The sequence below is a fragment of the Lachnospiraceae bacterium oral taxon 096 genome (genome assembly GCA_018141845.1).
Classification (GTDB): domain Bacteria; phylum Bacillota; class Clostridia; order Lachnospirales; family Lachnospiraceae; genus F0428.
Map to the genome: position 1 here is coordinate 105377 of CP073340.1, position 22794 is coordinate 128170.

Annotated in this window: 15 protein-coding genes; 5 read left to right on the top strand and 10 right to left on the bottom strand. The window is 36.5% G+C overall.

The features are described 5' to 3' along the window. Window positions 1-15 precede the first annotated feature (15 nt). From J5A74_00525 to J5A74_00545, 5 genes are read right to left on the bottom strand one after another with little or no spacing between them, the layout of a single operon-like run. Window positions 16-540, bottom strand: coding sequence for a hypothetical protein (locus tag J5A74_00525; GenBank protein QUI95893.1), 525 nt, complete (start codon window positions 538-540; stop codon window positions 16-18). Continuing rightward, on the bottom strand, window positions 540-1010 hold the full coding sequence (locus tag J5A74_00530; GenBank protein QUI95894.1) for a hypothetical protein: 471 nt from the start codon (window positions 1008-1010) through the stop codon (window positions 540-542). The genes J5A74_00525 and J5A74_00530 overlap by 1 nt, the downstream gene beginning before the upstream one ends. A gap of 15 nt (window positions 1011-1025) precedes the next feature. Continuing rightward, on the bottom strand, window positions 1026-3323 hold the full coding sequence (locus J5A74_00535) for a dynamin family protein (GenBank protein QUI95895.1): 2298 nt from the start codon (window positions 3321-3323) through the stop codon (window positions 1026-1028). A gap of 16 nt (window positions 3324-3339) precedes the next feature. Continuing rightward, window positions 3340-4626 carry a dynamin family protein gene (locus J5A74_00540; GenBank protein QUI95896.1) on the bottom strand — a complete coding sequence of 429 codons (1287 nt, stop codon included), beginning with the start codon at window positions 4624-4626 and terminating at the stop codon, window positions 3340-3342. A gap of 22 nt (window positions 4627-4648) precedes the next feature. Beyond that, window positions 4649-5608, bottom strand: a complete 960-nt coding sequence (locus J5A74_00545; GenBank protein ID QUI95897.1) for a WYL domain-containing protein — start codon at window positions 5606-5608, stop codon at window positions 4649-4651. 612 nt (window positions 5609-6220) lie between these two features. Between J5A74_00545 and dndB the strand changes: the two genes are divergently transcribed. Genes dndB through J5A74_00570 form a run of 5 tightly spaced genes read left to right on the top strand, consistent with a single transcriptional unit; the run spans window position 6221 to window position 12312 of the window. Next, on the top strand, window positions 6221-7243 hold the full coding sequence (gene dndB / locus J5A74_00550; protein ID QUI95898.1) for a DNA sulfur modification protein DndB: 1023 nt from the start codon (window positions 6221-6223) through the stop codon (window positions 7241-7243). 5 nt (window positions 7244-7248) lie between these two features. Then, on the top strand, window positions 7249-8802 hold the full coding sequence (dndC, locus tag J5A74_00555) for a DNA phosphorothioation system sulfurtransferase DndC (protein ID QUI95899.1): 1554 nt from the start codon (window positions 7249-7251) through the stop codon (window positions 8800-8802). Further along, on the top strand, window positions 8803-10806 hold the full coding sequence (gene dndD / locus J5A74_00560) for a DNA sulfur modification protein DndD (protein ID QUI95900.1): 2004 nt from the start codon (window positions 8803-8805) through the stop codon (window positions 10804-10806). Then, a complete protein-coding gene (gene dndE / locus J5A74_00565; GenBank protein QUI95901.1) occupies window positions 10796-11179 on the top strand; it encodes a DNA sulfur modification protein DndE in 384 nt (127 codons plus the stop codon). Before dndD ends, dndE begins: the two co-directional genes overlap by 11 nt. 2 nt (window positions 11180-11181) lie before the next feature. After that, on the top strand, window positions 11182-12312 hold the full coding sequence (locus tag J5A74_00570) for an aminotransferase class V-fold PLP-dependent enzyme (protein QUI95902.1): 1131 nt from the start codon (window positions 11182-11184) through the stop codon (window positions 12310-12312). Window positions 12313-12353: 41 nt separating this feature from the next. Here J5A74_00570 and J5A74_00575 read toward each other — a convergent pair whose 3' ends face one another. The 5 genes from J5A74_00575 to J5A74_00595 are packed head-to-tail and all read right to left on the bottom strand — an operon-like array spanning window position 12354 to window position 22693. Further along, entirely contained in the window at window positions 12354-13016 is a 663-nt protein-coding gene (locus J5A74_00575; GenBank protein QUI95903.1) for a hypothetical protein, read from the bottom strand. 2 nt (window positions 13017-13018) lie between these two features. Further along, on the bottom strand, window positions 13019-16072 hold the full coding sequence (locus J5A74_00580; GenBank protein QUI95904.1) for a hypothetical protein: 3054 nt from the start codon (window positions 16070-16072) through the stop codon (window positions 13019-13021). Further along, window positions 16072-16848, bottom strand: coding sequence for a hypothetical protein (locus tag J5A74_00585; protein ID QUI95905.1), 777 nt, complete (start codon window positions 16846-16848; stop codon window positions 16072-16074). Before J5A74_00585 ends, J5A74_00580 begins: the two co-directional genes overlap by 1 nt. Before the next feature lie 12 nt (window positions 16849-16860). Continuing rightward, the gene (locus tag J5A74_00590; protein QUI95906.1) at window positions 16861-19353 is read right to left on the bottom strand and encodes an ATP-dependent DNA helicase RecQ; all 2493 of its coding nucleotides are present in this window, start codon (window positions 19351-19353) and stop codon (window positions 16861-16863) included. Between the two features lie 4 nt (window positions 19354-19357). Further along, the gene (locus J5A74_00595) at window positions 19358-22693 is read right to left on the bottom strand and encodes a DEAD/DEAH box helicase family protein (GenBank protein ID QUI95907.1); all 3336 of its coding nucleotides are present in this window, start codon (window positions 22691-22693) and stop codon (window positions 19358-19360) included. Window positions 22694-22794: the final 101 nt, after the last annotated feature.

Here is a 22794-nt window from a genome sequence, read left to right on the forward strand (position 1 = left end):
ATTATGAATCCCTTATTATAAATCTTTTCCAGCAAAATACAGTGCACCACCAGCAACAATGGCAACTCCACCCACAATAGGCACAGCCATTGATGTCTTTAATGCAATTCCTGCGACAATGGCAACTGCTCCCACTCCTGCCACCGCCACACCTGTCTTTTGCATTGAAGATAATCCATCTTCCCTATCCTCTTTTGTATGCTCTGTATGTGATGTTGACTGCTGTGGCTCATACAGCTTAAAAACCATATTTTGTAATAATTCAATTCTATCCTCAGAAAAATTATTTACCACTGCGACCATTTGCTCATTGAGGTAGGTCTCATCCCACTGATCTGCTGTTTTGAATACTTCTCCATTATGTTCATCCATAAGGGATGGCATTTGAACCTTTGTATAGTCAAGCATCTGTTGAAAATCATCTCCACTTGGATCAATCAAAAGACTATCTTTCAACATAATTCTAACGCGTACTTTATTTTGATTTTGCACTGCGTCCTTAAACTCTGATGTAAGTGCCATATTTGCTCCTCTTTTCATTATATGTCCTCGCAAGCCTCTAGAAATTTCTCAGCAACCTCTATAAATCGGCGGGATTCCTCACAACTCCACCTCTTTTTTCTTCTAATATCCCTAATTTTTCTCTCCATCTTTTTCATCATCTTCTCCCTTTCCTCGGGAGTATCAACAAGAGATATTTCTTCTTGGGTCACTTCTCCATAGATATTTATAATAATGTCCTTCACATATTGAATATGTTCCTCCGTAAAATCACCCACTAAACTAGTCAGCTCAGAATTCATCACCTCTACTGTCCAAGGTCCATCAACTCTTTCAAGTGAATCTCTAGCATCCATCAATACCTTTACTCCCTGTTCCTCCGTATGCTCCAACAATTTTTTGAACATCGAAAAACTTCTATCTATAAGCAAACTGTCCTTAAGCATTATCCTTATTCTAAGTATATTCTTCTCTTTTACTGCATTTTGAAATTCCCTTGAAATCGCCATTTTTCCTCCTAAAAATTAAATATCCAAAATTGTATCTACCTTTTTTTGAATGTCATTGAGCCAATCCAAACGCCTTTGTGCCTCTTCCAATTTCTTTTGTGCCTCCTTTTCATCACTGGCACATTCTTTCAACTCATTAAGTTTTTCCTTTAATATCTCATCCAATTCGTCAAACTTACCTGCAAAATCTCTCTTGATTCTTTTGGTTGCTTCCTTTGCATAGTTCTGAGCTGCAGCACTATTCTCATAGAGATTCTCCTGAATTGGTGCAAAAAACTTTTGAGACAATTCTTCTCTATCAACATATTCCACATCCTTATATACGGTTTTCCAATGACCAGATTTTTGAAACCAAGTCCAAGGTTTGTACCAAGCTTTATCTGTGTTTTCAACCCACTGTTCCCCATCCTTTACTTTCTTTATTTTTGTCAAGTTTTCAACCATTAATGAGTTATCCGAAATCTCTCCCTCCATCATTTCAAATGGACTAAATGCAATATTGCCAACATCAATATCCTCCACTAAGTCTGCCAATCTTCTCTTATATTGATCAAGCAAATCTTCCGCACTCTTTTGAACATTATTGCTGATAAGATTTTCCAACTCCACCTTAACCTCTGCTTGAAGATTTTCTGCAAACTTAGTAAATTGCAAAAAAACATCCGCAGCCTTCGTTACTGAAAGCTCCCTCTTTTGTTTTGCTTGAAAAGGATTCCCACAATATTGAGAAGGAGCCAAATATTTCGTAATCTTTTCCTGAGCTTTCTTAATAACATCATTGGCCACCCTTACCATTTCCTTGTCATAATTAATGGCCGCAATTTGATCCTTAAACTTCTTTGCTTCCTCTCCACTCTGAAGCTTTGCCTCAATCCTATTAATTTGTTCTACAATGGCATCTTTTTCTTCTTGCTTTGAAGCGATTTCCTTCTTTGTATTCTCAAAAGACTGAGCACTTTCAAGCTTTTTAAGGAAGGTATCCACAATATTTTTGATCTTTGCTGTCTTGGCATACTTGACAACATACATCTTGATGGCTTCTTCGATTGGAACAATTCCAGAATGAATCAATGCCTGCTCATTTGTATTTTCTTTGCTTATGGCATCTGCCAATCTATTTTCCACAATTTTTTTGGATGATCCTGACAATGGTGCATACTTTTCAAAGTGCATTTCTTCATTTCTGTTAAACTTACGCACCTTACCTTTTGCATCATAAACTTCATCGTCATCTTCATCATTGCTCTGTGCTAAGATGGTTCGAATATTTAATGCTGTAAGTGCTGATGCAGGATAGATATTTGGATTTTCAATGCCATTGTCTGCAAGATACTCCCTTACTTTTTTAATCGCACTCTCAACGCTATCCTCACCCTTTTTGAAGTCGTCCAACTTGTTCAACACAAAGATAAAACGATCTCTTGACTGCTTTCCTCCGACCTTCATGCTCTCAGCGACATGACTAAGCAAATTGTTGTCATCATCGACAGCCAACTGAGTTGCATTCATAATGTAGAGGACCAATGTCTTTGATGACTCAGAAAGCATATGGAAGGTCGCTACTCTGTGCTCTGGATCACGGGCATTGTTTGGTCCCGGAGTGTCCACAAGTACCAAAGCAACATCGTCTTTTGCTTTGACAAATGGAATATCTCCTTCGATGTGAATTCTTGCAACATCTGGATTGGCATTCAAACGCTCCATCACAGCATAGGTAAGATTAAACTGTTGTTCAATCTGATTTCCATCCTTATCAAATACCTGTGCATTAAAACTCTCCTCATCATTATCCTTAATTTCTGTAATGGTTGCCGTACAAGCCTCTTGCCTGGCTGGCATCAATTTCTGTCCCAGTAAGGAATTGATCAAGGTTGACTTTCCAGCACTCATTGTTGCAACGACATTCACTTCAAAATCACTGCTCTTTGCTAACCTAAATGCCCTGTCAAGATCAGGATCTCTAAACTCTTCAAATGGTCCTTTCTTAATTTCCTCAAAAATTCCGTCAATGACTTTTTCTTTATCCTTCGCCTCTTTTGCCGGAATATGCTTTACGCTAATTTCAATATCCTGCTTTTTTGCTTCCTGTGCAGCAGCAAGAACATCTTCATAGTCTAAAGTAGTGCCCTGAAACTCAATCTCAAACTTCCTAGTACCACACTCCTCACAAAGAATTTCTGGTAAATGATCAACCCATTCCTGAAGGCGCTGGTCTGGTCGATTTAATTGGCTATTGTTTTTAATTTTCTTTCCATCAATCAATATCTCGGTTGTCACTCGATATGGATTGTACTTAATAAATACTTTTTTCATTATGAACATTCCCCCTCTAATTAAAAATAATATCTTCAAGCAATAATATGCCAGAGTGAACTAATACATCTGCAAACTCATTATCTTTCTTGTCGGAAATATCGACCTCATTGGGATAATAAGTCGGATAAGAGAATTCTTCCCTACTCAATTTTCTCTTTAGAAATTCCAACTCCTCTTGCTCATCTTCATTTAATTTTTCCCCATACATACTCATCTTCGCCAAATATGCTGCATATGTGGAAATTGGATAAACCTTTGGATCAGGAAAACCAAGCTTTTCTAAATCCTTTCTTACTGTCTTCATTGTCCCTGCTACAGAGTCTGCTCCCTTCTTGAACCGATCCATTCGATTGACAAGGAAAATAATATTTCCATTGTAATTTTCCTTCACAAAGCTCAAATGCCGCATATCATCGTCAGATCCAATGTTCTCTCCATTAAACAGATACAAAAGCAAATCACATTTTATAGTTTTAATTGTCTCATGAGACATCTCCTTGTGATCGCTTTCCATTGATGAATTCACCCCTGGAGTATCAATAAAGCACACTCTTGTATCCACATCCCAAAGAGAACGAAATCTCGCACCTACATGAATTTCATTGCTGTCATTTGCTTCATTGTCCTCCATCAAAATTTCCTCTGTGGCATCCAATTCAAGATCATGATCCCACTCATAAATAAGTCCATCCTCTCCAGCTTTATTATGAAGATAATGAATTTTAGCTGTACAGGTTGTATTTTGCATCTTATTTACTTTTTTCCCTGAAAGTGCATTCAACAAGGTAGATTTTCCAGCACTCATATTTGCTGTAACCATAATTCTCTTTTCTGTTCTTCCCAAAAATTCTCGATTTTTCCAAATCACTTCATACATTGGCTTGAGAACAGGAATTTTTTCAATTATTGTTTGATTTCCAGTATGATAAAATGCAAGAAACAACGCCAATAGTTTGTTCTTGTATTTCTCTCCATAGAGCTGAATCACACCTTTCAAAACCTGATCGCCTTTTTTTCTGTCATTCAATGCGGTAATAAACAAACAATCTGTGAGCAAAAAATACCGAAAATAATGATAATTAAAACAATTTTTAAATAACTCATAAAAATTAAAGCCTTTGTCTTCCTGACTGCCATCACATAACTTTAAAGAATAGAGCTGAATCATCGATTCAACCCATAAATCTTTACTTCCCATTTCAGCAATTAATTGCTTTAATAAATTTATATACTTCGTCTTTAACTGCAAATTCATTTTGGCTACTGGATGTAAATCTAAATATTGTTGTATCTCCAACATTGATGCCCTCATCGGTCATACCTCACTTTATTTCAATATTTTTTATCATCTCACCTTGGCTTCTAAGCCACATTTCTATACCCTTCCCAAAGACTTCAGCTGTTATGGTGTAGATTCCTTCTTTCTCACTTTCAATCTTTGCTGTTGGCAGTCTATCAAGAATTGCTTCAACAGAATGTCCGGAATAAGTAAATCTAACCCTCTGCAATTTTCCTCCATACATAAATTGAATTCTCTTTCTAAATTCCCCTTCTTCAAATCGATTTGCGTATGGAATATGGAATTTTTCAGACATAACTTGATACTCCTTGATCCGATCAATTCGATAAATCGTTGGATATGAATCATTAAAAATATCAAATTTTTCTCTAACTTTTTCATCATCTATAAATGCTGTGATATAAAAATAGTATTCAGAAAACATAATCGAAACTGGTTGAATTCGCCTCTTGACGATTGCCCGATCCTTTGTTCGTTGATAATCAATACTTACATAGTGATGTTCTCTGATTGCCTTTCCAATATCCCACATCTTTTGAATAAATTCAGATCTATGTTGCAACTCAATATAGTGATATTGCTCATTCTGAATAAGTTCTGTAATTTCTCTTCGATTAGCTTTTGGAACACAACATTTCAGAAGTCTTGAAATAAGACTATTCATTTCTCTCTTCGTAAATGCTCGGCTATCTAATAGAATTTTGCAAATAGCTAAAATCTCACCATTTTTTAGCTTCATATCATAAATTTTCTCTAAGCGATATCCCTTTGCATCTCGATCATAAATTACTGTATTGATAACACCTTTTTCTACAGATGCCATATCCATATATTCTCGAATATCTTCAATATCTCTTTGAATACTTCGCTCATTTACACTGTAATTCTGAGCTTCTACTGCTTTGTCAATGGTATAACCATTCATTAGTTTCGAGTAAATTCCCAAAACTCTTTTTACTTTGTCTTTTCCCTCTTCCTTCATACGATCCTCATATAGTATAAAATTTTAGGATGACAATATCTGTCCTTCTACATTTTTTCTTTTATATTTTTGAATCCAATGCTGTGTATAACTTGTTTATATTAACTTAATTATTACATTTTTCTATATTTTTATCAAAATCCTTCTAATATTATATATATATATATGCATTGTCAATAAAGTATTACACATCTTAATAACCTTATACAAATCTCTAAACAATTATTCTCAGTACAAAATAATTTAGTTTATCAACTACTGTGCTCCTTTCTATGCTCTTCCGCTTAATATAATAAAATTTCACTTTCACTCAAGTATATTTTTGAAAAATATCATAATCAACTTATATGCTGACTCATTGATCACAATCTACTTTCGTGCCTCTCCAAGGATCTAAAATTGATATCTCCCCCTCACAACCTGTATATTTTAAGGTATTCTCGCACCTTTTCCCAAATCTGACTCTGATGTGAAAATTTTATTTTGCACTTCCAAATAATATTTTTAGATTTCCTTTTAGGTTTATATAGATATCTATTCTGAATTTTGCTATAATGTATATTGTAGGTTTGTAGGTATTATCACATATTACTTCTTAAGGAGTGTTTTGACATGAATCTTGCTAAATTCAGCTTTCCTGCTGTAAAAGGGATACAAGCGAATATGGAATACTATGTTACTATGGTTCCCCTTGGTTGTATTCCCAAGCTATTTACATTCAGTGATGAGAATATGCCACCGGAAGTGCGATCACAGAGAACACTGAATAAATCTCGTATTCCAGAAATGTGCAACTACATTCTTCAGAATCCAACTTCTTATGTTTTTTCAGCATTAACTGCATCCATAGATGGGGAATTATGCTTCGATCCAGCTAGCCCTGATAATTCCACTGTTGGAACTTTATCAATTGATATGTCTGCAAAGCTACTTATTAATGATGGTCAACATAGGAAGGCTGCTATAGCGGCTGCATTAAAAAAGAATCCAAACCTTAAATATGAACACATTTCCATGGTTCTTTATCATGACATAGGATTAAAGCGATCTCAGCAGATGTTTTCTGATTTAAATAGGTTCGCTATTAGACCTACTCAATCCCTGAATATCTTGTATGACACACGTGGAAAGACCTCTATCCTCGTTAAGGAAGTTATTGATGCAATCCCAGGCTTCAATACATTAGTAGATAAAGAACACACTTCCGTCCCAAATAGATCTGTAGCATTATTCACACTTAGTGCATTCTATCGTGGAACCACTGCTCTTTTAAAGAATTTAGAACTATCCCTGGAGGAGCAACGTAACTTTGCAATAAAATACTGGACTACGGTATATGAAAATATGCCTGAATGGCAAAGGGTTAATATCGGCGAAGTGAAATCCTCTGTTGTCCGCAAAGAATCCCTTTCTCCACTAAGCATCACAATAAAGGCACTTGGAGAAATCGGAAATTCATTCTATACAAAGTATCCCCAATCTTGGGACACAAAATTAAAAAAACTAAAAAATGTTGATTGGAGTAAAAAGAACAAAAGCTGGGCTGATGGAATAATCGTTAACGGGAGCGTTCAATTATCCCGTGCCACTCAACAGGAAATGATTAATAAAATAGAAAAAAAACTAACGGAGTGATAAACATGGCAACTGTATTAACGAAGAAGCTTTTGCAAGAGACAATCAAAACTATTCAACAGGTTTATATGGAAGACAACATTCCATGGATTTGTGGATATAGTGGTGGTAAGGACTCTTCTGCTGTTGTCCAATTAGTTTGGATGGCATTGCAACAGCTTCCTAAAGAAAAAAGGACAAAAACGGTGCACATTATTAGCACAGACACTTTAGTAGAATCTCCTGTTGTGGCATTGTGGGCCAGCGAGTCTCTAAAAAAAATGAAGATAGCTGCTGATAAAGAGCATGATTATCTTCCACTTATACCACATCGTCTTACACCTCAAATACAGAATACTTTTTGGGTAAACCTTATCGGTCGTGGTTATCCCACTCCACGTGTAAACTTCAGATGGTGTACTGACCGTTTGAAAATTGACGCATCAAACCAATTCATCAAGAGCATTCTTGCTGCTGAAAGCGAAGCCATCTTAGTACTTGGTTCTAGAAAAGCTGAAAGTGCAACACGCCGAAAGGTTATGGAAGAATACGAAGAAAAAAGATATCGAGAGCACCTAAGTCCAAACGGTTCCTACCCTAATACTTATGTATTCACACCTATCGAGAACTGGGAAGACTCAATGGTCTGGCAATTCCTTATGCAGCACGATAATCCGTGGGGACACTCAAACAAAGATCTTCTTGCAATGTATAGAGGTGCATCCACTGATAACGAATGTCCGCTTGTGGTTGAAAGTGGCACTCCATCTTGTGGTGGTAGCCGAATGGGATGTTGGGTCTGCACAATGGTCACTGAAGACAAATCCCTGTCTGCAATGATTCAGAATGATGAAGAAAAAGCCTGGATGCTTCCTTTACTTGACTTCCGTAACTACATAGCAGGTTACAAGCAAGACAGCGAACTCACTCAAAACGAAATAGACAGAAGAAGAAGAGATTTCCGACGAATGGCTGGTAATCTCACCTGGCATAATAACCGCCTTGTTCACGGTCCTTACATAAAAAATGTTCGTGAGGATTTTCTAAGACGGCTTTTAAAATTACAACTGTTTATTCAAAAAAACGGTCCAAAAGAGGTGAAAAAAATTGAATTGATAACCATGGACGAACTGCGGTTCATTCGCAAAATATGGCTGAATGAAAAGCACGAGTTTGATGATACTCTTCCCATAATTTATAAGGAAGTAATGGGTAAAGACTTTGAAGATAACAGCATAATCAAAAATAAGTACTTTGGAAAAGATGAGTGGGATATACTCTCCGATGTATGTCAGGAACTATATCCCGATCATAAACTTCTTCTTGAATTAGGTAGTAGTTTACTCGATATGGAAGCAAAAAACTCTGCTATAAGTGCACGCCGAAATGTTGTAAAGAATATTGAAACAAAAATAAAGCACGCTTATTTTAAGAATGAAGAAGACGCAGAGGAAATGTTACATATGCGTAGAAAAAGACAAGGCCTAGTTGATGATAGTATTTATGCCAACGAAGAGTATTCAGATACTGATGAACCAATAAATACTTCTCCAACTGCTTTAAAAGGGGAGGATTGCTAAATGTACTTTTCAGAAATCGAATTATACAACTTTGGCATTTACAAAGGTCAACAGAATATTGAACTGATTGATCAGCAAAAGAAACAGAATATAACACTTGTTGGAGGAATGAATGGTCGTGGAAAAACAACTATTCTTGATGCTATATTCCTGTGCCTATATGGACGTAAAGCCATCGAATATATCGTAGGTAAAAAAGAAGCCTATAACAAAGTGCTTAAAAACAGGATAAACAAATCTGCTGTTGATAAAACAACCCATGTAAAGGTTACAATGGTCATGGATAATGATGAAAATACCATCATCTCTATAACCAGAATATGGTCTCAAACAGATAGTAAGATTGCAACAGATCTGATCGTAGAAAAAAACGGCATTAAAGATAGCTATCTCTCAGAAAACTGGGAATATTATGTGGAAGAACTTATCCCCTATGGTATCGCTAAATTTTTCTTTTTCGACAATGAAAAAATAAGCCAAATTGCTGACGATGATGCGTTTGATAAAATAAAGGATTCCATCAAATCTGTTATGGGTGTTACAACCGTTGAAACCCTTTGTGCACATATCGAGAAAATACGAAAAGAAAAAAATGCCAGCCTGAAAAAATCATCGACTTCTGCATTGACAAAAGAATCCGAAGAGTTATCAACAACTATAGAACAATGTGAAACAAAAATACGGAATCTTTATGCTCAGCGTGCCGGCCTATTTCCTGAACTTGAAAAAACAGTTAATAAGTTGGAAGAAACCGAACAGTCTTTCTGGAAAAAAGGCGGAAATCTTGGATTAAACCACGATGACATAATCAGAGATCAACATGAATTAAAAGACAGAGAAAGCACACTTAAAGGACAAGCTATAGCTTTGGCTTCCAATCCCGCTACTCCTATATGTCTGTGCAAGGAACTTGCTGTAACAACATACAACAGGATTATGTCCAGTGAAGAATCCCGTGCTGTTAAGTATTCATATCCGATTGTATCAAAGCTATATAAAGTGCTACTCGAAGAGTTTAAGAGCAGCTTTCCTGCTTCAACAGACTCATACAAAACTCTTTCAATGCTTGTAAATACTCAACTCAAAAAGCTTGAAGACGAGATCGAAACAGAAGCTGTTAATATTATTACGCCTTTAGCCAAATCTCTTGTGGAAAAATTCATAAGTGAAGATATAACACGGATATCATCCGAAGCGATAAGTATTATTTCAGAAAACCAAAAAGTTATAACTGAGCTAGAGCAATTAGAAGTTCACCTGAGCAGTAGTGCCGAAAAGAATGATACTATCAAGCTCCTTAACGAAATAAAGGAATTACAGGCCAAGAAAACCAAGCTAGAAACAGAGATATCTAGATGTGATGTTCAAATTCACTCCGCTCAGTTTGAAAAAGAACAAATTGAACATCAGCTAAACAAAGTACTCTTGAAAATTGCAAGTAATGCAGATACAAGCGATGATAATGTGCGAATAATTGAGTATTCAACCATGATATTAGATGTAATGCATGAATTTGTTCACCGACTGCAAACTCAAAAAGTCAATATTCTTGAAAAGAACATCACTTCCTGTTTTAAGTTCCTTGCCCAAAAGCAAGCCATAATAACATCCATTACCATTGACCCTAAAACGCTTGATATTATCTTGAAGGATTACCAAGGTGGTGTACTCCTTAAGGATCAGTTATCTGCTGGAGAAAAGCAAATGTTCGCTATATCAATATTATGGGGGCTTGCTCTTTCATCTGGCTATAAGCTCCCAGTAATAATTGATACGCCTATGGCTCGACTTGATTCCGTGCACAGAAGCAACTTTATCAACAAATATCTTCCAAATGCAAGCTCTCAGGTAATTGTTCTCTCTACAGACGAAGAAATTAATGGAAAATACCTGGATGATATAAAAGTATATGTTAATAAGGCATACACTCTTATATATAATGACTCCGAAAAATGTAGTACTATAGAACCAGGATATTTTGGAGGTAGATATAATGATCTGTAAACAATTCAAGCTTTCACAACCAGAAAAAGATAAGCTGATACGAATAAAGTCCAGAACTGGAATACAAAACTGGAATATAATCTGTAGATGGGCCTTATGCTGGTCATTAAATGAAAAATCTATTCCAGGTGGCGTGGATCCCCAGTCAGACAGCAATGTAGAAATAACTTGGCTTACATTCGCTGGTGAATACCACGAAATATATGAGGAACTCATTCGTGTTCGTTGTCTTACAGATGGGTTAAGCGATAATCCAGAAACTCTATATCGGTACTTCCGATTACACTTAAATAGAGGCATTAATCATTATAGTTCACGTGATGTTCTCAAAAGTATCCATGATCTTATCAACACCTTGCCAAAGGAGGAATAGCTATGTCCCTATACTTGGATTATAATGCTTCTACTCCAATTCTCCCTGAAGTGTTGGACACCATGATAGAAGCATACAAAAACACTCCTGGTAACGCCGACAGTCGCACTCACATATATGGCACCAATGCACAAAAGCTGGTTAACGAATCAAGAGTATCTATAGCATCTGTGCTTGGTATTAATCCATCAGAACTTATATTTACAAGTGGTTCAACCGAAAGCAACAATACCGTCATTTTAGGCATACAGGAATATGCAGAACAAACCGATAAAAAGCACATTGTAACAACAGCCATCGAACATAAAGCAATTTTAGAGCCGCTGCACTATCTTGAATCCAAGGGATACAAAGTAGATATTATTAAACCTGACTCATCAGGTCGAGTCTCAGCAAAAGATGTTCTCGAAAAAGTATCTGATCAAACATGTCTGGCTTCAGTCATGTTTGTCAATAGCGAGACAGGAATTATACAGCCGGTAGATGAAATTGGAACAAAATTAAAAAAGCTTGGTATTCCCTTCCATGTCGATGCCACACAAGCTCTTGGTAAGCTAAATCCAGAAATCCGCAAACTGGATTATGACTTATTAAGTATTGCCAGTCACAAGATTGGTGGACCACAAGGCATCGGTGCACTAATCAGGAAAAGAAACACCAATTACAAAAATCCTCCAATAAAGCAATTGATGTATGGTGGTGGGCAAGAAAGAGGTTTTAGACCCGGCACAACGCCTGTTGCACTTGTTGCAGGCTTCGCCAAAGCAGTTGAGCTTTCAGAAAAAAATCTTATTTCTTCTATAGAAAAATGCAAAGCCATAAAAGCAAAGTTTTTCGAAGCAATTACTGGTCTTACTTACGAAGTTAATGGTGATCCTAAATATTGCCTTCCTTCTACTGTCAACATAAGCATAGATGGACTTGATGCAGAGGCTGCTTTCTTGTGTCTTGGAGATATGTATTCTTTTTCCAATGGTTCAGCCTGTAATTCATCCTCGCATACTTTGAGCTATGTCCTCGATGCAATGGGGTTAAGTGAAAAAAGAAAGTCTGAAGCTATAAGACTATCTTGGAATGGCCAAAGCGATATCGATTTTAGTGATTTCATATCTGTTGTAAAATCTATGATATAAATATCAAAGAGGGAATGTCATCGATGACACTCCCTCTCTTTTTAGAATATCACTTTTATTTGTCTAGTCAAGTGATTCTCCTTTAACCAATCCATAATGTGTGGAGAAAGATCAGCAACTGTAGCTTGTTGATTCCTTACTTTCCCAATAAACTTCTCCGCTTCTTCGTCCAAATGAAGTCCATCAATCAGACCTTTGCCTCGTTTAACACTCTCTAAAAAAATATCTATCGCCTTTGAAGATCTCGGAATTGAAACCTTTGCTTTTTGCAAAGCTTCCAAAAGATCTTCTGCCTCTTGTTTGTTTTGAAGTAGCCCTTTCAACGATGTCAAAGAATTTTCAACATCATTAGAGAGATCATTTGCAGCTTCCTTCCAGATAATATCAACATTTTTGCGGCATAGCTCTATTGCGTTTTTTAATGCTGTCACAGCACTTACATCTAATGTATGATCCTTTGTCTTCTGACCACATGTATCCACAGCTTCCTGTAAAGAATCCTTTATCTCTACCGTAAAGATTTTTGATGAAATCTTCTTTTTTTGCATAGCTTTAATAAGATTCAATAACTGTTCAAGCTGCGATGTGTATTGACTCAATGTAATCACCTGATCCTTAAATGCTTTTGCAGCTTGTTTGTTACTCGTAGCCTGAACCGAATATGAAATTGTACTATTAGTAGATTTAAGTGATTCCAATATCATCCTTACACCTCCATCTCTTCTATTGTGTTGCTAAGACTTTCCAGCTCCTCTAATGCCTCTTCAAGAATAGGCGGATCGATCTGATCAATATCCCCCGACATTTTACTATGGTTGTCTTTCAGTTTAAGTGCAAAGGTTTCAACCTGTATTAGACTCGACATAATATCATCCAGTTTTTCACGCGGAGCTTCTGCAAATATTTGAAGCAGTCTCATATTATCTTTGCTCTTAGAATTATCTTTTAACAAATGATATAAGCCTATTGCCTCTTTGGCCTGTTCTTTTGGAGTCTTCCTTTCAAATTGTTCTTTCAATACACTGGCATACACTTCATGAGCCATATTACATGTTCTATAAAACTCACTTATTGCCTTCACAACATCAATAAAGTCTTCTTCCGACGGATCCGTCCCCAAGAGTTCCTCAAATTTCTTGATTGTCTTTTCAGTAAGTTTCATCTCGCTTGTAACTACCATATCTACTTTAGCATATAACCCCTGAAGATATGAACGTATATTTTCATATGCTTTTGAATTGTAATTTGCTAATTCGCTACTAATATCCCAACCTTTGGATTCCAAATGTCTTAGTGAATTAAACAATTCATAAGTTCTGTAAAACTGAACCTTTCCAGAGGCAGTATCACCGACAATTCCCATTATTGTGTTGCTTCCAGAAATAAGAGAATTTCTCACTGTGCCACGCATAGATGCCTGATTTGTAAGATAAGTCAGCACATCTTTCCATTCTTTGTTCGTTCTTTCTGAAATAATCTTGCTGCTATTTTCAAACATTATCTGATGAAGCAATTGTTCCTCAGACATCCCATCAAAACTGATTCCATTTATCAAGCCTTGAATATATCCTACTGCCATACACCATGTAATTACTGGATGTTCTTTCTCTCCGACACTATCTCCAAAAAGATTATTAATAAAGGTCTGTTTATTCTTCTCAATCCAATTAATCAACACCATTTGATAATATGGTGCATTTTCAAATTCCCAGTCCTTATAATAATCGAACAGAGATAATCCCATAAGAATGGTTCTTGCTTCTGAATTTCTTTTAAGGATTACTACTGCCTTGTTCTGATTAGTATCAAGCTTTGAATCCTCTATATAGACAAAGCTACCATTTCTTAGTCTTTGCGTTACAAGATCTCCCGGTAATCCTTCGTCCTGCCAAGCAATGGATTGAACAACAAAACTCCCAACCCACTTATTATAATCAGACGAATACTCTAAAGTCTTCTTTTCTTCAAACCAGCTCTCTATATCCTCTTTCTTTCTATTCAGAGCTATTTCTTTTTGAGATTGAGCAGGTTTTACTGGTTCTTTCCCTGCTACAGATGACTGCAGTTTCTTTATAGGTGTTGCTGAAGAGCCTCCTTCCACTCCCTTAAATGCTCCCAATCCAATTGATGCAAGGAACTCCGCCCTAACTCCACCTACTATATTCCCTCTGGCTTCTGTCGTCTCATCCCCCCATATACTAAACAACACCTTCAAACGTTGCTTATCTGAATCTAAAAAATCAGTATTTTCAACGCTATCTGCATATGGTGGTTGAAGAGTAACAACGGAGATATATGTTGGAATCTCAGGGAATCTCCAATTATCCCCGTATTCCATTCCATCCGCAAAATGTGCGAAGAAATGTTGGATTACATATGTCAAATAATATCTCGGACTTTTGTGCTTCAATTTGTTATAAAGAGAAATCAGACTCTTTTTATTAAATGGGTAGAGTGTATACTGCTTTTTATTGATTTCTACGAAATCCCATTCTATGTCAGGCTTATAAGCAGGATCAGGTAAAGAACTATTCTCTGTGTTTCCATCATACCAATCCTTTACAATATCTCTTGGACAATAGATAGCATTAAGATATCTAGCAGCAAGTTCCAAAAGAAACTCATCATCGCTAAAAGATTGTTCCGTCACCTTTATCTGCTTTGTTACCCTATCCTTGAAATTATCTCTAAACGAATCATAATATCCGTCCGTAATTCCAATAACAGATGTAACTCGACATAAATCACTATATTCACCGCCATTTTCAACTGCAAGAGCTGTGATTAACTCACTTTCAACTATACTGAAAGATGTAAAATCTTCGATAAAGATTGTAAGATTCTTACCTTCTTTGCATAATGACTTTCTCAAATTAACAAATAGATCTCTTGCATTTTCGCTGGTGATATTTGCACAACTCTGCATAACTCCAGATGTAAAATGATTAAGGTATGAAACCAGCTTAGCAATAGCATCCTCATCATCCCTTAAATCATATAAATAATAATTCCTTACTTCTTGAGCTGCATCTTTTTTTATCATATTGGCTATGTTACGAGGAAATACAAAGTCTTCCTTGTCAAAAATTATTTCCATAGAATCCGTAACCATAGCTTTAGCTCCGGATGTGATCATTTGGTAACATCTATCAATCGGTCCTCCTGCTCTCATCAAGTGTTCTTGCACACGCAAATCGTAAAGAAACGCTGCTATATTTTTACACGCTATCTGTTTATATGTAGAATTTGACACATCTGTAGCTACACGCTTTACATATTCGCTGTATATAGATGTTTTGAATTCAGATTCGCTTTGCGACTCAACCGCATCACAAAACTTTGTGAATTTCTCATATAATTCTTTATCCTGTACTAGCCCTTCGTTCAGCATCTGCTGGACAGCACCTCGAACTGTATTACCTAATCGACGCAAGAAAATTACTTTTTCCTTGCCTCCATCATAATTATCTTTATCATTTATAAAACGATTATGGAGCCAGTATATCAAATGAGATTTTCCTGTACCGTTCATGCCGCGGACTATGATCATTTGATGTTTATTAGCCTTATTAACTATGTACTTTTCATATATCTGCTCTTCCGTCAGATTTATCGATTTAGAATCTGTGTCTCCGAACTCAATAAATTCAAGTTCTCTAAAAGGAACATGGGTCGCCATGAAGTATTCATTGTCAACCGCAGTGCCATCTTTTTTGATGACATATTGATCCATACGATCAGAACAATCAATCCAATTCATCAGTCGCACCCCCTGATTACGATTTCAGAAAAGTCATTAAGTTCAACCCCGTTGAGCTGATATAATGAGGTTCTGACAGCATCTCTCGTCGAAACAAGTTCTATTACACCCTCATTGTTTAATATTCTTAATCCGTTTGAAACAGCCAAGGGCAATAAGGCCTCCGTACAGGCCGAAGCCGCTTCCGGTATATTTTCCTTAATCCAACCTACGAACTGAGTACATGACATCTTTGTATCTTTAGGTATATCTAACAATACATCCTCTATCCTTGTTTTCATATTAGGAATCAGAGTCTTATTGTACTGGTAAGCAAACCCTAAATACCGCATCCAGAATCTCCATCCCAAAATATCATTCTCAGTTACAGAAAAAACTCCTGATCTTGCTGCTGTAGCAGCAAGATCATCAAATCTGTTAAGCTTCAACACCTCATCAGAATTCTTTATAAACCATTCTGTGAGCTTGAAAAAGGTAGTCTTTTTATTTTTGAATGCAACAGAAGAAACAAGTCTCCGAAACTCTTTGGCAGTATCCAAATATTTCACATCTATTACAAGTTCATATCTATTTTTATTCTTCTTAATGAAACCAAGCTCTTCAGCAGAATCAATAGAAGATCTGATCGCTTCATCATTCAAATCAGCATCTTCATTCAACACACATTTCTTGTAAATATCCTGATTTGTATATGATCCTTGACTTATCAACCGGCAAACAGCCAGCACACGTTCAGGTGTAGGTCCTGGTCTCATATTATCGTTTTCCTTGAACACGCAAATACCTCCTTAAATGGTCTCTAAATTGCAAGTCCTACAATTGAGAAAATCATGAATCGTTCTATTCCTACTTAGAATCATAGTATCTATTTTGCAACACCAGACTTTTCTATAATACTCAATACCATTCTTATTAGCCGCCTCAAAAATTATATTATTATTATTGGCATTGTCTGATAGAATAATGAACAATCCATTTCTCATAATCCATGCAACTTTAGATGCTACCACTATAAACTCACTGTGAGAGAAAAACAAACACCCTACCTCTCTTGTTGGTTCACATCCATCTGGATAAACCACACAGGAAACATTTAGTTTCTTTGCCTTTTCCCCTATCAGATCTATATCTAAATCACGATAATCATTTATCGGAACAAGCAAATCTGTAAGAGGTCCCATATATCTTTTAAGAAGTCTTGACAGCTCCGACACCTCGCAATCAACTTCAGATTTCAATCTTATTCTTATCCTATCTTCTATTGCAGAAGTCCTTCCTTCATGTGCTGGGCATCCGCTGCATATTGGCTCTGCAAGCGAAAACAAAGAAACAAACTGCCTTCCCCAACATTTCGCCTTTGGATGATGTACAATATCAGCCATCTTATGATATCCACTTACTCGCATATCATATTCATTTTGACGGTCTGAAGCAATTTTTTCTCCCAGTCTATCTTTATCATAGAGCAGGGCAACATCAAGTATTTTCAATGTAAAGATATATGTTTTCTGTTGAGCATCATAAGATACATGAGTTATTCTGATATATCCTTTCCTATGTAGTAACAACAGCATATTAGTATTCCAGAACATATTACGCATACCAGCATATTGAGCTTCATCATCAGTAAAGGAATTGGGTACTGTATTTACATTCACTATAATTATATCGCCTTCAATCAGCGTTCTCTGGTCTTTTAAAATACTATCTAATCGAATCAATAGATTCTCTTTCTTCAGAATACTCTTATTGACCAATCCAAAAGCTACAGATAAATCATTTCTGCTGTCATCTTTTGATGTAAACACCGCCATAATGCTTAATGATGGCAAGCCATCACGACCACCTCTTCCTACTTCCTGATAAAATCTACTGAGATTTTCTGGCACACATGCATGAATAATAGTTCTTACATTGTTCTTGTCAACGCCCATACCAAATGCAGATGTAGCAATCATTACATCAAATTCATTGGCTTTCCATTTCTCCAAAAGTAGTTTCCTATCCATATCTGAAGTATCTCCCGTATAAGAGAAAACATTGGTAAATCCCATACTTCTAAGTTGTTTACAATACTTATTAGCCGTATCCGGTTCAATCACATATACAATCAAAGGTTTAGGCACATACTTAATCATCTCTATTACTGCATTTACTCTCTCATCATAATTTCTGTATTCTTTTATGATGTATCTTGGTTCCGGTCTTAATGCATCGCATCTATACTGTATATTGTTACCATCGCTACCAAACAATGAAAATAACACATCAACTACATCATCCGATAATGTAGCAGAAAGCAAATATGTTCTAATATGCTTCCTTGAAGCCTCTTGCAGTTCATTCAGTATTACTGAAAAAATCTGAAAATCTGGTCTAAAGTGTACACCCCAGTCAGGAACTATATGAGCTTCATCAATTACAATATTATGCAGGTATCCATCCTTTGCCGCTTCTCTTATTGCATTATTAAAATATATACTCTTAATTACTGCTTCTGGGGATGTGAATATCAATCTCGCTGTTTTATTTTTAATTCCCGATATAATAGCACTATTATCTGAGTCTCCTTGATAACAGAAAACACTATCACAGGCCACTTTATCCGTAATGCAGCTCTTTGCCTGTAAACACTGGTCTTTCGCAAGAGAAACTGTTGGAACTATTACCAATGTCAGTTTTGCCTCAGTAGCTGCTAAAAGCTGAGTCACCAGACTCTTACCACCACCTGTGGGAAGCGAAATCATTAGGGTATAATTATCCGGCAAATCTATAGCACTATGTACAGCTACTTTCTGCTCTAAAGAACAGTATTTTTTAAACTTCGTAAACTTATAGATGTAATCATCTCCGAATGAAGTTCGGTTGCTCTGTATCTCCACCTCTGATAATGAGTAAACTTCCTCTATGTATGTCTTTTGCTCTTTCAAAGCCTCTGGAATTATAACAGTTGCATCAACAGCACCATCACTTGCAACAAACAAGCCCAATTTACTCCCATCATGTCGTACAGCATCCTGAATAAGCCTTGGGAATCGAACTCTCCCCACATAAAGCACAAAATCTCTTAGAAACAACATCAAATCATTTCCATTTATTTTTCCAGTATTGTACTGACAATACCGAATAAAATAGGTCAAACATAATATTGCTTTTTCATACTCTTTTATTTTTTCAGACAGCAAAAAAGCATCCGCCTGTTGTCTTATAAGTTCTGACGCTTTAGTGCTATCTATATCGCCTTCTATGCATTTCAGAAATACTTCCATATAATCATCCATCGCTCTACCGCCTCGATAAAAACATTAAGGATATCGAATCTAATGAAATCACCGGATTAGACAAAGCATAATATACTGCTTCATACTGAGATTTGATTGATTTAAGATTGTCCATATCTTTTCCCAAATATATATATTCAGACTCATATCCACTAACGATACGATCTATCTCTCTCTTGGCCCCACTTAAATCCGCCAATTTGATCGCTTTCTTCTTAGCCTTATCCATCGATATTTTTCCTATTTTTCTCACAGTTTCCTGCCACTCACTCTCAGGGTATTCTTCCATAAATCTCTCTAATGGAGACATCTCTCCCCTTTTACCTGAGCGTTGTCCAATATGATCAGCATTTTGGACATTTCTTTTTTCAAAGATGTAATCTATAAGTTTTTCATCAGATACATTGTCTCCTTTGCATATGGAAACAAATACTATTATCTGCTTCATCGGCAGGTACATTCTAAACTGAGACAAGAGCTGAATCGGGATCCCATTATCATAGAGATAATTAATTTCTGGCTCTACATTGTAGATGCAAGCAAATCCCGTAAAGTTAAACGGAGCCATGTTTGCAAACACACAACAACGACCTCTGCTGCTATCAACTGCATTTCCAATGATACTATCAAAAACAGGATCTCCTGGTGCATAAAACAACAGATCCTCTCTTTTGATTGCTGTAGATCGGTCAAATGTTCCCAGTATCCTACCCTCTTTTCTTACAATAGGCGTATCATCGTATAGTTCCCAAGCTGGAGGGATAAAGAGCGACTGTATCGCAGCTCTTTCTTTAAACATTGACGCAGCAAATTGAACCACCCCAGCTTTTGACACAGAACTGCCCAAACCAACCTGCATAGCCCACCCTAACATTGATGATTGGAACAGGTCACTTTCACCACCACTATATGTTGACAGCATCTGCTTAACTGCTAACGAAAGAGGTCTATAGATAACACTACCTGAATCATATAGTTGCTCTTCCTCAACAGTGTCGCATACCTCTTCTGTCATATCTATGATTTCTGACAGTGCATTTCCCAGTCCCGTATGCACATCCTCAAAAATTGCATTCGATATTTTCTCATTAAGTTCGGCAGTAATGATTTCAAGTCCACTCAATGATTTGGTAAAAAGATTTAATCCTTCATTCCATATGCAGAATAACTGTTCCTCTATCGTTCCTTTCCCATAGAACACCACCGAATTTACCTGCATATGATTCTTATCTCTGCCCAATCTATCCAGTCTACCAATTCGTTGTTCGATTGCATTGGCCGTCCATGGTAAATCAACATGGATCACCCAGTCCGCATTTTGGAAGTTTCGTCCTTCACCGCCTGTTACATCGCAAAGAATAACACGGCACTCCTCGTTATTCTGGAAGTCATAAACACTATCTTCTAACTCTTGCTGAAGCATATTAGCTGTGAAGCAAACAGCGTTAATATCTCTCTTTTCCAGCAATTCTCCTAATTTCCAAAGCGTTGCAGGAAATTCAGAAAAAATCACAACCTTCCCATTATTGTCCTTGGTGATTCTTACTTCCTGTTCTATAAAATCAATCACATGAAGCAATCTACCTTTTATATCATCAGGATTCTCATCGAGGAGATACTCAGCTTGATTAATCTCATCATCACCCTGTGTAATCCACAACCCAAGATTTGCAAGCAGATCCTGATCATCTATGCCCAATTCATCTACGACATCCTTAAGTGCCCAAGGTGAACTAAACATAGCCTGAAGCAACAAATATAGTTTATCAGCGTCTATGCTATCTCCTTCTATTTTTCCTGAAATGTATTCAAGAAGAGCATAATAAACATTCTGCTCGGAATAGTTGTCATCAGCATTCTTTACATCATAACCATTCTCATAGATTTTTCTTTGTCCTAACGCCTCATTTATATAATTTCGCCGATTTCGTATTACATTTCTCTCTATCCGATAATTTTCTGAAATATATGACAATGCCTGTTCTGCATATTTCTGTCCGCCATCGTTATCAGAAATATTTACACTATCAATTATCTTGCTAAGGTGTATATCATCCAATTCTTCAGCAAGTTCAGTTAGTTTATCCAAAGTATCCTCTTTATAATCTTCGTATTGGTTCATGTGTATCAACATCGCATTGACACGCCTTTGTATCTTCTTCTGCCTTGCCAAAATGGATCCAAATTCCTTAACCGTCATGCGACAATACTGATCAGGCTGCAATAAAGACAATAGTTTCAGATACTCTTCTTTACGATCCTGAATAGGCGTTGCACTCAAAAATAGAGCATTAGGTACTCTTTTGCTAAGTTGGAGAACCAAATCGTACTTCTCATTTTGTGATAAAAGCCTGTGAGTCTCATCCACAAGCAGTATATCCCACTTTCTGTCCATAACATCACAATACTCATCCAAATCTTCAAGTGAAAATATTAGATGCTTTGCATATGAAGCCATTGCATCACCAATCAATGCATTTATGTTAAACTTATACTTCAACTCATTTAACCATTGTTGTGCTAATGCAGCCGGAACAATGTATAATACCCTTAAGTTCTGTGTTTCTGACAACAATATCTTGATTATTGAAGCGGCTTCTATAGTCTTTCCAAGTCCTACCTCATCAGCCAACATATACCGAATAGGTCTTGATTCAAATGCCCTTACAATAGTGCTTATCTGGTGTTCCATCAAATATGTCCTGCATCCAGCAAGCTCCTTAAAACCATACACAGTATTATTAACCATGTGCATATTATTACTTACATGGAGCCTATTTGCATACCATGTTGGATTCTGAAACTCATATTGCATCATCTGCTTTAATGGTTGATAGTCTGATGCAGAATATTCTATTTCCAATATATCCTCAGAATAAGAATTAATTTCACCGTTGAAAAGCATAACATAATATTCGTACATTGCATCTTCTGTTTGTTCAATCTTTTTGGAAAGGATTTTTCCCCTTCCGTCAGGGGTAACAACAGGTGCACCTTTTGTCGCACCACATCTCCTTACCTTATCAATGGCGAACTTACACTTTTCAAAGGCATGCACATAAAACCTCTTACTGTCCTTCAGGTCGTAAATTTTCACATCTATTTCACCCGAAAGATCATTTATCGAAGTAATCTTTCCCAAGACAAAGTTACGCGGAAAGTAAGTATCATTCTCTTCAAATACAATTGGGCATCTCACATATTGTCCGACTTTCATGTAATAACCTCCAAATACAATAATAAGTCCAGCGAATTCGCTTATATCTTCAAAGTAATCCTCATCTATTTTATAAACGATGTACTCTTTTATTCTTTCAAGTCCAACGCTATGCTTTATCATTAACTCAACTCGGAAATCTCCATCAATCCAATTTGTTTTCTGCTTTTTACATTAACAAAATCCAGTATTTCTTTTGTAAACTTTGATGTTATAATGACAAC

Bases quoted from the DNA above. Each gene is read 5' to 3' on its own strand.
- J5A74_00525 (QUI95893.1), bottom strand. From the start codon at position 540: ATGAAAAGAGGAGCAAATATGGCACTTACATCAGAGTTTAAGGACGCA.
- J5A74_00530 (QUI95894.1), bottom strand. From the start codon at position 1,010: ATGGCGATTTCAAGGGAATTTCAAAATGCAGTAAAAGAGAAGAATATA.
- J5A74_00535 (QUI95895.1), bottom strand. From the start codon at position 3,323: ATGAAAAAAGTATTTATTAAGTACAATCCATATCGAGTGACAACCGAG.
- J5A74_00540 (QUI95896.1), bottom strand. From the start codon at position 4,626: ATGTTGGAGATACAACAATATTTAGATTTACATCCAGTAGCCAAAATG.
- J5A74_00545 (QUI95897.1), bottom strand. From the start codon at position 5,608: ATGAAGGAAGAGGGAAAAGACAAAGTAAAAAGAGTTTTGGGAATTTAC.
- dndB (QUI95898.1), top strand. From the start codon at position 6,221: ATGAATCTTGCTAAATTCAGCTTTCCTGCTGTAAAAGGGATACAAGCG.
- dndC (QUI95899.1), top strand. From the start codon at position 7,249: ATGGCAACTGTATTAACGAAGAAGCTTTTGCAAGAGACAATCAAAACT.
- dndD (QUI95900.1), top strand. From the start codon at position 8,803: ATGTACTTTTCAGAAATCGAATTATACAACTTTGGCATTTACAAAGGT.
- dndE (QUI95901.1), top strand. From the start codon at position 10,796: ATGATCTGTAAACAATTCAAGCTTTCACAACCAGAAAAAGATAAGCTG.
- J5A74_00570 (QUI95902.1), top strand. From the start codon at position 11,182: ATGTCCCTATACTTGGATTATAATGCTTCTACTCCAATTCTCCCTGAA.
- J5A74_00575 (QUI95903.1), bottom strand. From the start codon at position 13,016: ATGATATTGGAATCACTTAAATCTACTAATAGTACAATTTCATATTCG.
- J5A74_00580 (QUI95904.1), bottom strand. From the start codon at position 16,072: ATGAATTGGATTGATTGTTCTGATCGTATGGATCAATATGTCATCAAA.
- J5A74_00590 (QUI95906.1), bottom strand. From the start codon at position 19,353: ATGGATGATTATATGGAAGTATTTCTGAAATGCATAGAAGGCGATATA.
- J5A74_00595 (QUI95907.1), bottom strand. From the start codon at position 22,693: ATGATAAAGCATAGCGTTGGACTTGAAAGAATAAAAGAGTACATCGTT.